11 protein-coding genes are annotated in these 12,384 nt (G+C 74.5%); 9 read left to right on the top strand and 2 right to left on the bottom strand.

Going from position 1 to position 12,384, the window contains the following annotated elements; all coding sequences use genetic code 11:
• The 5 genes from PUR71_RS16215 to PUR71_RS16235 all read left to right on the top strand — a co-directional run.
• The coding region (locus PUR71_RS16215) for an amino acid adenylation domain-containing protein (protein WP_329927691.1) at positions 1 to 2,074 on the top strand (2,074 nt) is incomplete at its 5' end.
• A 39-nt stretch (positions 2,075 to 2,113) separates the two neighbouring features.
• Positions 2,114 to 2,329 (top strand): MbtH family protein, encoded by a 216-nt coding sequence (locus PUR71_RS16220; RefSeq protein WP_329927692.1) that lies wholly within the window; start codon positions 2,114 to 2,116, stop codon positions 2,327 to 2,329.
• A complete protein-coding gene (locus PUR71_RS16225) occupies positions 2,326 to 3,411 on the top strand; it encodes a diiron oxygenase (RefSeq protein ID WP_329927693.1) in 1,086 nt (361 codons plus the stop codon). Before PUR71_RS16220 ends, PUR71_RS16225 begins: the two co-directional genes overlap by 4 nt.
• A gap of 98 nt (positions 3,412 to 3,509) precedes the next feature.
• On the top strand, positions 3,510 to 4,814 hold the full coding sequence (locus tag PUR71_RS16230) for an MFS transporter (protein ID WP_329927694.1): 1,305 nt from the start codon (positions 3,510 to 3,512) through the stop codon (positions 4,812 to 4,814).
• A gap of 45 nt (positions 4,815 to 4,859) precedes the next feature.
• Positions 4,860 to 6,248, top strand: coding sequence for a condensation domain-containing protein (locus PUR71_RS16235; RefSeq protein WP_329927695.1), 1,389 nt, complete (start codon positions 4,860 to 4,862; stop codon positions 6,246 to 6,248).
• A gap of 69 nt (positions 6,249 to 6,317) precedes the next feature.
• Here the strand turns inward: PUR71_RS16235 and PUR71_RS16240 are convergent, their stop codons facing one another.
• Both PUR71_RS16240 and PUR71_RS16245 read right to left on the bottom strand, forming a co-directional pair.
• The gene (locus PUR71_RS16240) at positions 6,318 to 7,742 is read right to left on the bottom strand and encodes an aminobutyraldehyde dehydrogenase (RefSeq protein ID WP_329927696.1); all 1,425 of its coding nucleotides are present in this window, start codon (positions 7,740 to 7,742) and stop codon (positions 6,318 to 6,320) included.
• Positions 7,743 to 7,795: 53 nt separating this feature from the next.
• On the bottom strand, positions 7,796 to 9,040 hold the full coding sequence (locus PUR71_RS16245; RefSeq protein WP_329927697.1) for a cytochrome P450: 1,245 nt from the start codon (positions 9,038 to 9,040) through the stop codon (positions 7,796 to 7,798).
• 238 nt (positions 9,041 to 9,278) lie between these two features.
• Between PUR71_RS16245 and PUR71_RS16250 the strand changes: the two genes are divergently transcribed.
• The 4 genes from PUR71_RS16250 to PUR71_RS16265 are packed head-to-tail and all read left to right on the top strand — an operon-like array spanning position 9,279 to position 12,384.
• The gene (locus PUR71_RS16250) at positions 9,279 to 10,640 is read left to right on the top strand and encodes an aromatic ring-hydroxylating oxygenase subunit alpha (RefSeq protein WP_329927698.1); all 1,362 of its coding nucleotides are present in this window, start codon (positions 9,279 to 9,281) and stop codon (positions 10,638 to 10,640) included.
• Entirely contained in the window at positions 10,633 to 11,202 is a 570-nt protein-coding gene (locus PUR71_RS16255) for an aromatic-ring-hydroxylating dioxygenase subunit beta (RefSeq protein WP_329927699.1), read from the top strand. Before PUR71_RS16250 ends, PUR71_RS16255 begins: the two co-directional genes overlap by 8 nt.
• A gap of 34 nt (positions 11,203 to 11,236) precedes the next feature.
• Positions 11,237 to 11,518, top strand: a complete 282-nt coding sequence (locus PUR71_RS16260) for a hypothetical protein (RefSeq protein ID WP_329927700.1) — start codon at positions 11,237 to 11,239, stop codon at positions 11,516 to 11,518.
• Positions 11,515 to 12,384 carry an FAD binding domain-containing protein gene (locus tag PUR71_RS16265; RefSeq protein ID WP_329927701.1) on the top strand — a complete coding sequence of 290 codons (870 nt, stop codon included), beginning with the start codon at positions 11,515 to 11,517 and terminating at the stop codon, positions 12,382 to 12,384. Before PUR71_RS16260 ends, PUR71_RS16265 begins: the two co-directional genes overlap by 4 nt.

A 12,384-nucleotide genomic window follows, 5' to 3' on the forward strand; every position in this document is an offset into this window, starting at 1 on the left:
GACGGCGGCCGCGGTGGCGGCGCGTCTCGAGACGGACCTGCCCTGCCGGGTCCACCCGCAGAACGCGGCCTACCTGATCTACACCTCCGGCTCCACCGGCACCCCCAAGGCCGTCCAGGTCCCGCACGCCGGCCTCGCCAATCTGGTCGCCGCCTGCGCGGCGAAGCTGCGCCTCGGTCCGGGCCGCTCGTTGCTCCAACTGGCCTCGCCGGGCTTCGACGCGGCCGTCTACGAGTGGGCCAACGCGCTGCTCGCCGGAGCGGCGCTGGTGCTGCCGCCCGAGGGTGCGCGGTCCGGTGAGCCGCTCGCACGGGTGCTGGCGGAGCACGGCGTCACCCACGCCGTCATCACGCCCGCCGTCCTCGCGACGCTGCCCGCGCCGTCCGCGCGGGAACTGGGCGAACTGGCGGTCCTGGTCGTCGCGGGCGAGGCCCTCCCGGCCGAGCTGGTGGCGCGGTGGGCGCCCGGCCGGGACCTGATCAACGCCTACGGGCCGACCGAGACCACCGTCTGCGCGACCGCCAGCGCGCCGCTGCGGCCGGACGGCGGGGTGCCGATCGGCCGCCCGCTCGACGGCACCCGGGTGTACGTGCTGGACGCCGGGCTGCGTCCGGTGCCGGTCGGCGTGGCGGGCGAACTGTACGTGGCCGGGGCGCAGGTGGCGCGTGGCTACCTCGGGCGGCCCGGGCTGACGGCGTCGCGCTTCCTGCCGGATCCGTTCGGCGCCCCGGGCGGCCGGATGTACCGCACGGGAGACCTCGTACGGTGGCTGCCGGACGGCCAACTGACCTTCGTGGGGCGGGCGGACGACCAGGTGAAGGTCCGCGGTGTCCGGATCGAGCCGGGCGAGGTCGCGGCGGCGCTGGAGCGCTGCGCGGGCGTCTCGGCCGCCGTGGCCGTGGTGCGGGAGGACCACCCGGGGGACCGCCGGCTCGTCGGGTACGTGGCGGTGCGCGAGGGCGCGGCCGTCACGGGCGCCGAGCTGCGCCGCCGATTGCGCGCCGTCCTGCCGGAGTACGCCGTCCCGTCGGCCGTCGTGGTGCTGGACGCGCTGCCGCTGACCGGCAACGGCAAGGTGGACCGCCGCGCCCTGCCGGCCCCCGAGACCGCGGTGCACGTCACCCGCGCGCCGCGGGGACCCCGCGAGGAGGCGCTCTGCCGCCTGTTCGCCGAGACGCTCGGCCTGCCCGAGATCGGGGTGGAGGACGACTTCTTCCACCTCGGCGGCCACTCCCTGCTGGCCACCCGCCTCGTCACCCGGATCCGCGCCGAGCTCGGCGAACCCGCCGAGCTCACCGACCTGTTCCAGGCCCCGAGCCCGGCCGGCCTGGCCGCCCTGCTGGACGGTGGCCCGGCCGCGGACGCCGGGGTCCTGGTGCGGCTCGGCGGCGCGGGCAGCAGGCCGCCGCTGTTCTGCGTCCACCCGGTGACCGGCCTCAGCCGCTGCTACGCCGGCCTCGCGGACGGGCTGCCGGACCGCCCGGTCTACGGCCTCCAGGCCCGCGGGCTCGACCCCCGCGCCGAGCAGCCCGCGGACCTGGCGGCGATGGTCGAGGACTACGTCGACCGGATCCGCGAGGTGCAGCCGACCGGTCCCTACCATCTGCTCGGCTGGTCGACCGGCGGGAACATCGCGCACGCCATGGCCTGCGCACTGCGTGCCGCCGGTGAACAGGTGCGCCTGCTGGCCGTGTTGGACGCCTACCCGGTCGAGAGCGGACACTGGGGCGCGGAGCCGGAGGACGTCGACGCGGACCTCGTCGCCGACCTGCTCGGCCGCGAGGGCGCCGGGTTCGCCCCCGGCGCCGCCGCGCTCGGCCGGCTCGCCGCGACGGCGACCGCCGTCGTCCGGGCGGTGGCGGACGCCCCGACCGGACGGTTCGACGGCCGGCTGCTGCACGTCACCGCGACGCTCGGCCGGGCCGCGGACGCACCCGGTGCCGGGGCCTGGGCGCCGTACGCGACCGGCGGGATCGACCGGCACGAGGTCGCGGCCGAGCACGTCGACCTGACCCGCCCCGAGCCGCTGGCCGCGATCGCCCGCTTCGTCGCCCGAGCCCTGGACGGGCGCTGAGCCCTCCCCCTCATGTTCACCCGACCGAAGGGAATCACCGTGTTCGACAACGACGCCGCCCGCTTCCACGTCGTCCTCAACCACGAGGAGCAGTACTCCGTCTGGCCCGAGGACCAGGAGATCCCGGCCGGCTGGACCGCCGAGGGCACCACCGGCACCCTCGACGAGTGCACCGCGCACATCGACCGGGTCTGGACGGACCTGCGGCCGCTCAGTCTGCGCCGCCTGATGGCGGAGCAGGCCGGGCGGGCGTGACGCCCCCGCCCCGGGACCACCGGCCGCCCCGCCCGGTGGCGCCCCGGCTGCCGACCGCGCTCGCCGGGCTGGCCGACCTGCGGGTCGACACCCCCGTGACCGCCGTCCTCAGCTGGCAGCGCTCCACGGCCGGCTCGGGGCTCGCCCGGCTGTACGAGGGCGCCAAGCTCGCCCAGTGGAACGCCGCCACCGACATCGACTGGTCGCTGGACGTCCCCTTCGGCGAGCCGCTGCCCGCCGGCTCGGCGTACGCGCTGGACTCGCTGCGCGCCTCGCCGATCGGCCGGCGCGGGCCCCGGGCCTGGGACGACTTCCGCTGGCAGACCCAGGCCTGGACGGTCTGCCAGTTCCTGCACGGCGAGCAGGCGGCGATGCTCGCGGGCGCCCGGCTGGCCGAGGTGCTGCCGGACGTCGAGGCGAAGCTGTGCGCGATCAGCCAGGCCGGGGACGAGGCCCGCCACGCGGAGGCCTTCGGGCGCTACGTCGGGGAGCACGTCCCCGAGCCGTACCCCGTGTCGGAGGGGCTGCGGCGGCTGTTCGCGGACGCGCTCGGGGCCACCGAGTGGGACCTCCTCGCGCTGGCCGTCCAGTGTCTGGTCGAGCCGCTGGCGCTGGCCGGCTTCCGGCTGGCCGAGGCCACCTTCCACGATCCGCTGATCAAGCAGATCACCGCCCGGGTGGCCCGCGACGAGGCCCGGCACGTCTCCTTCGGGGTGCTCCTGCTGCGCGACGTCGTCCCCGGGCTGTCCGCGGCCGAGCTGGCGCGGCGTGAGGACTTCCTGCTGGCGTCCGTCGAACTCATGCGCCGCCGCTTCCTGTTGGGCGACCTCTGGGAACGCTTCGAGGTCCCGGCGGCCGAGGGCACGGCGTTCGCGCTGGCCGACCCCGGCCTGGCCGGCTACCGCCGGATGCTGTTCGCCCGGGTGGTGCCCATGCTCGCCCGGATCGGCCTGCTCACCCCGCGCGTGATGCGCGGCCTGGAGTCGATGGACCTGCTCAGCCGGCTGAGCGCGGACACCGTCGCCCGCGTCCGGCGCGAACGGGCGGCGCTCGCCGAGCGGACCGGCCGTGTCCACACCTGATCACTTGTCGTCGACGAACCGCGCTGAGTACGGTCGCTGACCGTGTCCGGTCCACCACGGCCGTCGCGCTGCGGCGGTCCCCGAACAAGAGGTCCCACATGGCCCAGTCACCGGAATCCGACGCCACAGACACCGACTCCGTCGCCGCCGCCCCGCCGCCCCCCGGGCTCTGGCGCAACCGCGACTTCGGACTGCTGATCAGCGGTCAGGTGGTCTCGTTCCTGGGGAGCCAGGTCCAGGTCTTCGCCCTGCCGCTGCTGGTGCTCGCCGTCTCCGGCTCGCCGACCCAGGCCGGGCTCGTGATGGGCCTCAGCTCGCTGTCCTGGCTGCTCTTCGGCCCGTTCGCCGGCGCCCTGGCGGACCGCTGGGACCGCAAGACCACGATGATCCTCTGCGACCTGGGCCGCGCCGTGGTGACGGTCAGCGTGCCGCTCGCGATGTGGCTGGACGGCCTGACGGTCGCCCAGCTGTGCGCGGTGGCCGTGCTCAACGGGGTGCTGGAGACGCTCTTCGAGTCGGCCAACTCGGCGGCCCTGCCGAACGTCGTCGGCGCCGGGCAACTGGGCGCGGCGCTCGGCCGGTTCGAGACCGCGACGAACACGGTGCGGATCGGCGGCGGGATGGTCGCCGGCGCGCTCTACTCGCTCGGGCGGGCGGTGCCGTTCGTGGTGGACGCGGTCTCCTTCGTGCTCTCCGCGGTCTCGCTGCGCTTCACCCGGGCGAAGTTCCAGGAGGAACGCGGCGAGGAGACGCCGGCCGGCCTGCTGAAGGAGGTCAAGGCCGGCCTGGGCTGGCTGATGGGCCAGCCGCTGATCCGCTTCCTCGCGCTGATCTCGGCCGCGGACGCGATCCGCTACGGCGCCGGGTACCTGGTGATCATCACGCTGGCCGAGCGGATCGACGCGTCCCCCACCGAGATCGGCTTCGTCTTCACCGGCGCCGCCGTCGGCGCGATGCTGGGCGCGCTGGTCTCCAGCCGGGTCAACGACCGCTACCCGCTGGGCCGGATCGCCACCGTGACGCTGTGGGTCGAGGCGCTGATGTTCCCGCTCTACGCCGTCGCCCCGAACGTCTGGCTGCTCGGCGCGGTGGCCGCCGCCGAGTCGGTGCTGGCGCCGGTCTACATGGTCGCGCTGTCCAGCTACCGGCTCGCGGCGACGCCGGACCACCTGCGCGGGCGCGTCTCCAGCGCCGTGCAGACCCTCGGCATGAGCGCGATGTCCCTCGGCGCACTGATCGGCGGCGTCATGATCGACGGTCTCGGCCCGCGCACCACCACGGTCGTCTTCGGCGGCTGGCTGATCCTGCTCGCGGTGCTGACCACCGTCAACCGCGCGGTGCGCCACTCCGCCGGCACCACCCGGCCGGCCCCGGTCGCGCAGGCCGCGCCGGCCCAGTCCTAGGCCCCGCGTCCGGGCCGCCCCCGCCACCACCAGAAGGGCTCAACCATGACCGTCCTCAGGACCGTCGACGCCACACCCGGGCAGCGGCTGCTCTGGATGATGGAGCACTACCGCGGCGCCGACACCCCGCTGAACGTCAACGCCTGCTACCGGCTGAGCGGCCCGCTCGACCGGCCGGCGCTGCGGACCGCGCTGGACCGGCTCGTCGAGCGGCACGAGGCGCTGCGCACCACCTACGAGTCGGTCCGCCGCAGGCTCGTCCAGCACGTCCACGCCCCACGGCCCGCCGACCTGGTCGAGGAGGAGGTCGGCCCGGGGCCCGAGGCGCTGGCCGAGGCGATGCTGCGGCACGCCCGGCACCGGCACGACCTGGCCGTCACCCCGCTGCACGCCGCACTGCTGACGGTCGGGCCCGAGGAATCCGTGCTGGTGCTGAACATCCACCACCTGTCCACCGACGGCTGGTCGGGCGGCGTCCTCTCGCAGGAGCTCGGGCGGCTGTACCGGCCCGACGGCGAGGAGGCGGCGGAACCCGGCAAGGTGGCGTGGCAGTTCGCCGACTTCAGCGAGTGGCAGCGGCAGCGCTACGAGGACGGCGTGCTGGCCGAGAGCCAGAAGTACTGGCGCGACACCCTGGCCGGGGCCCGGGCGCCCCGGCTGCCCGGCACGTCGGCGATCCGCGACGGCGTCGGCCAGCTGCCCGGACTGGCCTCCTTCACCCTGGAACCGGAGCTGGTGACGGGGCTGACGGCGCTGTGCCGCAAGCAGCGCGCGACCGTCTTCGTCGCCGCCCTGGCCCTGTTCGCCGGGGTGCTGTACGGCCGGGACGGGGAGCGGGACGTCGCGCTCGCCTCGATGTTCGCCAACCGCACGCGGCCCGAACTGGCCGGCACCGTCGGCTTCCTGTGCAATCTGCTGGTGCTGCGCCTGGGCCTGGAGCCGCGGACGGGCTTCCTGGAGGTGCTGCGCTCGACCCGGGACACCGTGCTGGACTCGCTGGCCCACCAGGAGGTCCCGTACCACCTCGTGCCGCAGGGCCGGGGGGAGCGGGGCGAGGGGCTGGAGAACGTCCTGTTCCAGGTGGCGGTCGGGCCCGAGTACGCGTTGGAGCTGAGCGGCCTGGAGGTGACCCAGGTCCACCCGCCGGGGGGCATGGCGAGCCGGTTCGACCTGGAGTTCGTGCTGATGCCCACCGAGGACCGGATCGAGGGGCAGGTCTGGTACGACCGCCGCCGCTTCGAGCCGGCCTGGGTCGAGGGCCTGACCGGCGACTTCCGGCGGCTCGCGGCGGCGGCCGTCGCCGAGCCCGCCCGGCCGCTGGCGGAGCTGGTCGGGGAACTCACCGAGTGCGCCGGGGACGCCCGGGAAGCCGGGGAGGCCCGGGACGCCGAGGCCACCGGGGATGCCGTCCGAGTGCGCGGCAGCGGCAGTTGAACACACCCGTGACACCGAAGGGCCCGAGCGTCGAAACGCTCGGGCCCTTCGGTGTCACGGCCGGTCGGGCTACTCGCCCAGGTGGTGCATGACGTGCTTCACCCGGGTGTAGGCCTCGAACCCGTACACCGACAGGTCCTTGCCGTACCCGGAGTGCTTGAAGCCGCCGTGCGGCATCTCGCTGGGGAAGCCCAGGTGGGTGTTGACCCAGACGCAGCCGAAGTCCAGCCGCCGGGTGAACCGCATCGCGCGGGCGTGGTCGGTGGTCCACACGGCCGAGGCCAGGCCCTGTTCGACGCCGTTGGCGAGCGCGACGGCCTCGTCCTCGCCGGTGAAGGGCTGCACGGTGATGACCGGCCCGAAGACCTCCCGCTGCACGATCTCGTCGTCCTGGCGGACGTCGGTGATGACCGTCGGCGCGTAGAAGTACCCGGCCTCGCCGACCCGGTGGCCGCCGGTGACGATGCGCGCGTGGGCCGGCAGCCGGGAGACGAAGCCGTCGACCCGGGCCAGCTGGTCGGCGTTGTTGAGCGGCCCGTACGACGCTCCGGCGTCCTCCGGCGGGCCGGGGCGGGCCGCCTGCGCGGCCTTGGTGAGCGCCACGAGGAACTCCTCCTGGACCGTCCGGTCGACGAGCACCCGGGTGGCGGCGGTGCAGTCCTGGCCGGCGTTGCCGTACGCCCCCTCGACGATCTTCGCGGCGGCGGCCGTCAGGTCGGCGTCGGCGCAGACCACCACCGGGGTCTTGCCGCCCAGCTCCAGGTGGACCCGCTTGAGCCCGGCAGCCGCGTCCCGGGCGACCTCCGTGCCCGCCGCCACCGAACCGGTCAGCGACACCAGCGCCGGGACGGGGTGGCGCACCATGAGCCGCCCGGTGTCCGGGCCGCCGCAGACCACGTTGAGCACCCCGGGCGGCAGGACCTCGGCGGCCAGCTCGGCGAGCAGCAGCGCCGTCTCGGGGGTGGTCTCGGCGGGCTTGAGCACCACGGTGTTGCCCGCCGCCAGGGCGGGCGCGCTCTTGAGCACCGCCATCAGCAGCGGGAAGTTCCACGGCGCCAGCTGCGCGCAGACGCCGACCGGCTCGCGGCGGGTGTAGGAGGTGTGGCCGGGGGAGTACTCACCCGCGGCCAGGCCCTCCAGCACCCGGGCGGCGCCGGCGAAGAAGCGCAGCTGGTCGACCATCAGCGGGGTCTCGCCGGCCGCCGCCGCGCTGCCGGTGCTGCGGGCCTCGGCGGCGGCGAACTCGTCGAGCCGGCCCGCGAGGGCGTCGGCGATGCGAAGGAGGGCGTCCTGGCGCTCGGCGGGGCTGGTCCAGCGCCACTGCTCGAAGGCGGTGGCGGCGGCCCGCATCGCCCGGTCGACGTCCTGCGCGCCGCTGTCGGGCGCCAGCAGGTACGGGGTGCCGGTGCAGGGGTCGAGCAGCTCGGTGTAGGTGCCGTCGGCGGGCCCGGCGGGCCGACCGTCGACGAAGTTGCTCAGGCGGGGGAGGGGCATCAGCGCTCCTGGGGGTCGGCGGTGGCGGCGGATCCGGGGACGGTCCCCACGGCTCAGGCGCTGACCCGCAGCGACGTGAAGCCGTGGAACCCGAGGTTGTTGTTCCAGTTGAAGCCGTCCTGCGAGACGCGCAGCGCGGGCCAGCGCCGGTACAGGGTGGCGAGCGCGATGCGCAGCGTCTGGCGCACCAGCGGGTCGCCGAAGCACAGGTGGCGGCCGGCGCCGAAGGTGAGGTGGCGGTTGGGCAGCGGGCGGTCGAGGACGAGCTCGTCGGCCCGGCTGAAGGCGTCGGCGTCGCGGTTGGCGGAGCCGACGTAGAGCATCATCGGGCGGCGGGCCGGCAGCACGATCTCCTGGCCGGCGGCGGTGGTGTAGGCGAAGTCCTCGCGGGCGACCCGGCCGACGAACTGGACCGGGGTGCAGAAGCGCAGCAGCTCCTCGACGGCGGGGCCGACGGTGGCCGGGTCCAGCAGCAGTTCGCGCTCGTGCGGCGGGCGCTCGTCCAGGGCCTGCACGCTGTTGCCGATGAGGTAGCGGATGGAGGCGACCCCGGCGAACAGCAGCAGCGCGGCCTGGGCGACGACGTCCTCGTCGCTGAACCGGTGGCCGTGGACCTCGGTGGTGCGCAGCGTGTGCAGCAGGCCGTTCTGTTCCTCGGAGAGCTTGGCGCACTCGGGGGAGGCGAGGAACTCGGCGAGCTCGCGGGTGCTGGTGCGGGTGCGGTCGAGGTGCTCGACGGTGACCTTGGTGGAGCCGAAGAGGTAGGCGATGTCGTCGGTCCAGCGGGTCAGTTCGGGGTGCGCCTCGGTGGGCACCCCGAGGACGTCGGCGATGACCATGGCCGGCAGCGGGAAGGCGAAGTCGGTCATCAGGTCGAAGCCGGCCGGGTCGACGGCGTCGAGCAGTCCGTCGACCAGGCGCTGTATCCGGGGCTCCAGCGCCGCGTCCGTGAAGGGGACGTAACTGCGGTTGGCCTGGCGGCGGTTGCGGGTGTGCTCGGCGCCGTCGTGGAAGGCCAGCCAGCGCTCGTAGACGCCGAGCATGTCGGCGTAGTCGGTGCGCTGCTCCTCGGGCAGGAACCAGAGCGGCACGGCGGCCCGGGCGTTGGAGAGCCGCTCGTCCTTCATGAGGGCCAGGCAGTCGGCGTAGCCGAAGAAGAGCCAGGCCCCGCCGAAGATCTTCTCGGAGCGGTACGCCGGGTGCTCGGCGCGCATTCGGTCGTAGAAGGAGAAAGGGTCGGGAATGTACTCGAAGTCGTTGTGCGAGAAATCTTCGGCGGCGAGCGCGTGGGTGGCCAAGGAAATTCCTCCGCATGGGATCCGGGTCGTGGACGGCTTCAGTGGACCAAAGGCCCGGAACGCCTGACAAGGCGTCACCGGTGAACGGCGATCGGGACATCGGCCGAGGTCAGCGCCGTGTTCGGGCGGCTCCGGTTGGACACTGGCCAGTGCCGAGCGGGAGGGCCTAACCTGCGTTTTCGCGTCCCCCGTCTTTCCCGTTGTTTTCCCCGTCCGCCGACCGGCCCGTGGAGTACGGATGGCTGAATCTCTGCCCTGGCAGGAAGTCCTGCCCGGATATCCGCTGGACCGTCGGGCGTTCTCCGACGACGCGGTCCTCGACCGGGAACTGCGCCTGGTGTTCCGCGAGTCCTGGCAGTTACTGGCGTTCGCGTCGGAACTGCCCGACGCCGGTGACTACCTGGTCCGCAGGCTCGGCGACGACAGCGTGATCGTGGCCCGCGACGAGGGGGGCCGCTTCACCGTGCTGCTCAACTCGTGCAGTCACCGCGGCACCCAGCTGTGCCGGGCGACCTTCGGCAACGCCGCGCACTTCCGGTGCAGTTACCACGGCTGGACGTTCGCCAACGACGGCCGCCTGGTGGGCGTGCCGGCGCTGCGCAGCAACTACCCGGAGGACTTCCGCAAGGACCGCTACGACCTGCCCCGGGCCCGGGTGACCTGCTACCGCGGCTTCGTCTTCGCGACCTGGAGCGAGAGCGCCCCGCCGCTGGAGGAGTACCTCGGCGACGCCCGCTGGTACCTGGACGCGCTGCTCGACCTCGCGGGCGGCGAGTGGGAGGTGTACGGGCCGCCGCAGCGCTCGGTCTCGACCGGCAACTGGAAGGTCGTCACCGACAACTTCGCCGGCGACGGCTACCACATGGGCACCACCCACCAGGCGGCGTTCGAGCAGGGCATCTACGGCTCCAGCCTGGCCGACGGCACGCTCGGCAAGGGCGAGTTGGAGCTGATCGGGATCAACGTGCCCACGCCGCAGGGGCACGCGGTGCGGGCCGGCTACGTCGTCGAGAAGGGCCGGCGCACCCTGCCGGCCAAGGTCGAGGACCCGGCCTACATCGGGTACCCGCGCGAGGTGTGGGAGGCCTTCACCGCCGGGCAGACGCCCGAGCAGGTGCGCTTCAACTCGCACTGCGAGGTCGTGCACGGCGTGCTGTTCCCGAACGCGGCGTTCCTCAGCGTCTCGCACGACCGGGCGATCGGGCGCGAGGACGACCCGCTGACCAAGTACTTCGTGTGGCGCGTGCACAACCCGATCGACGCCCGGCACACCGAGTGCCTCTACTGGACGCTGGTGCCCAAGCGGCACGTGGACGAGGAGTGGAAGCGCCGCTCGTACTCCTTCCAGGCCCGCTCCCAGTCGGCCGGCGGGATCCTCTTCGAGATGGACGACTTCGAGAACTTCGCCCGGATCGACGCGGCGATCGGCGGCACGGTGGCCGACGGCGCCCCGCTGGACCTCTCGCTCGGTCTCGGCCTCGGCGAGCCGGTGCCGGACTTCCCCGGTCCCGGCCGCGCCGAGTACCTGACCCTGTCCGAGCAGAACCAGCGGGCCTTCTACCGCCGTTGGGCCGAGCTGATGGAGGGCGACGATGAGTGAGACCGCCCGCGCGGAGCACCGGCCCGCCCACGAGCTCCAGCCGTTCCCGCCGCGCGGGGCCCGGCAGGTCGAACTCGACACCTCCGTGGGAGCGTTCCTCACCGAGGAGTCGGCCGCGCTGGACGAGGGCCGCCACCAGGACTGGCTGGACCTCCTCGACGAGCGCTTCCTCTACCAGGTGCCCGTACCGCTGCTGCGGGAGGACCCGGCGCTGCCCCGGCACAGCGACCGGGCGCTGCTGTTCGAGGCGACCAAGCACATCCTCGCGATGAAGCTCGGCCGCACCGGCCTGCGGCACGCGTGGTCCGACCGCCCGGGCGGGGTGACGCGCCACTTCGTCAGCGGGGTGCGCGTGTTCGCGGCCCCCGAGGCCGACACCTGGCGGGTGGAGTGCAACGTGCTCGCCACCTGGACCCGGGGCCGGGGCGAGGCCGCCCTCGCCACCGCCGCCCGGCACGACATCGTGCGCTGCCTGCCCGGCGCCGGCTACCGGCTGCTGCGGCGCCGGGTCCTGCTGGACGCCGAGGTCGCCACGCACCAGCAACTCTCGATCATCTTCTAGCCCATCTTCGAGCACGTGGGAAGCGAGGCGGCGCATGAACGGGCTGGCCTGGACGGCCGAGGAACGCCGGGAGACCGAACTGTGCCGGATCTGCTGCGAGTCGGCGGCGGTCACGGTGTCGGCCCACCCGACCGGGAACGGGACCCGGCTCAAACTCGTCTCGGAACGCTCCGGCAGGGCCGTCCTGCTGGACGCCACCGTGCTGGACGCCCTGTGCCACCTGACCCCGGAGCGCGCCGCCGACCTCGTGCGCGAGCGCACCGAGGGCGCGGGCCCGGGCGAGGGGGACACCACCGCCGAAGGAGCCGCCCGGTGAAACCCGCACCCTTCGAGTACCGGGCCGCCGGCACCCTCGACGAGGCCCTCGCCCTGCTCGGGCCGCCCGGGCGCAGCATCGCCCCGCTGGCCGGCGGGCAGAGCCTCGTGCCGCTGCTCAACCTGCGCCACGCGCGGCCCGCCGTGGTGCTCGACCTCAACCGGCTGACCGAGCTGGCCGGGATCGAGGTGACCGACACGGCCGTCGTGGTCGGGGCGATGACCCGGCTGCACGACCTGGAGCGGCACGACGGGCTGCGAGCAGCGCTGCCCGTCGTGCCGCGGACGGCCGCCCGGGTGGCGCACCGGCAGATCCGCCACCGCGCGACCCTCGGCGGCTCGCTCTGCCACGCCGACCCGGCCGCGCAGCTCGCGGCCACCGCGCTCGCGCTCGGCGCGACACTGCGGCTGCGCCGGGCGGGCGGCGAACGGACCGTGCCCGCCGAGGACTTCTTCGTCGGGCCGCACCGCACCGCCCGGCGGCCCGACGAACTGCTGACCGCCGTCTCCTTCCCCCGCAGACCCGGCTTCCGCTACCGCTTCGAGTCCGTCACCCGGCGCGGCGGCGCGGGCTTCCCGCTGGTCGGCGTGTGCGTGGGCGTACGGCTGGAGGAGGGCGCGGTGGCCGAGGCGCGCATCGCCGCCTGCGGGGTGGCCGACCGCCCGCTGCGGCTCACCGGGGCCGAACGGGCCCTGGCCGGGTACGGCGCCGCCGCGGCGGACGGCGCGCTGGGCGAGGTCGCCGACGCGGCCGTCGCCGGCACCCGGCCGCCCTCCGACCTGCACGGCAGCGCGGAGTTCCGCGGCGACCTGCTGCGCGCGGTCCTGCGCCGGGCCGCCGTCCACCTGCTCACCGAGGGGAGTTAG

It is taken from the genome of Streptomyces sp. SP17BM10 (assembly GCF_036322405.1).
In the GTDB taxonomy this organism is placed as follows: Bacteria; Actinomycetota; Actinomycetes; order Streptomycetales; family Streptomycetaceae; genus Kitasatospora.

What these genes read in the sequence shown, in the direction of transcription:
- PUR71_RS16240 (WP_329927696.1), bottom strand. Translation starts at nt 7,742, where the DNA reads ATGCCCCTCCCCCGCCTGAGCAACTTCGTCGACGGTCGGCCCGCCGGG.
- PUR71_RS16260 (WP_329927700.1), top strand. Translation starts at nt 11,237, where the DNA reads ATGAACGGGCTGGCCTGGACGGCCGAGGAACGCCGGGAGACCGAACTG.
- PUR71_RS16230 (WP_329927694.1), top strand. Translation starts at nt 3,510, where the DNA reads ATGGCCCAGTCACCGGAATCCGACGCCACAGACACCGACTCCGTCGCC.
- PUR71_RS16255 (WP_329927699.1), top strand. Translation starts at nt 10,633, where the DNA reads ATGAGTGAGACCGCCCGCGCGGAGCACCGGCCCGCCCACGAGCTCCAG.
- PUR71_RS16250 (WP_329927698.1), top strand. Translation starts at nt 9,279, where the DNA reads ATGGCTGAATCTCTGCCCTGGCAGGAAGTCCTGCCCGGATATCCGCTG.
- PUR71_RS16235 (WP_329927695.1), top strand. Translation starts at nt 4,860, where the DNA reads ATGACCGTCCTCAGGACCGTCGACGCCACACCCGGGCAGCGGCTGCTC.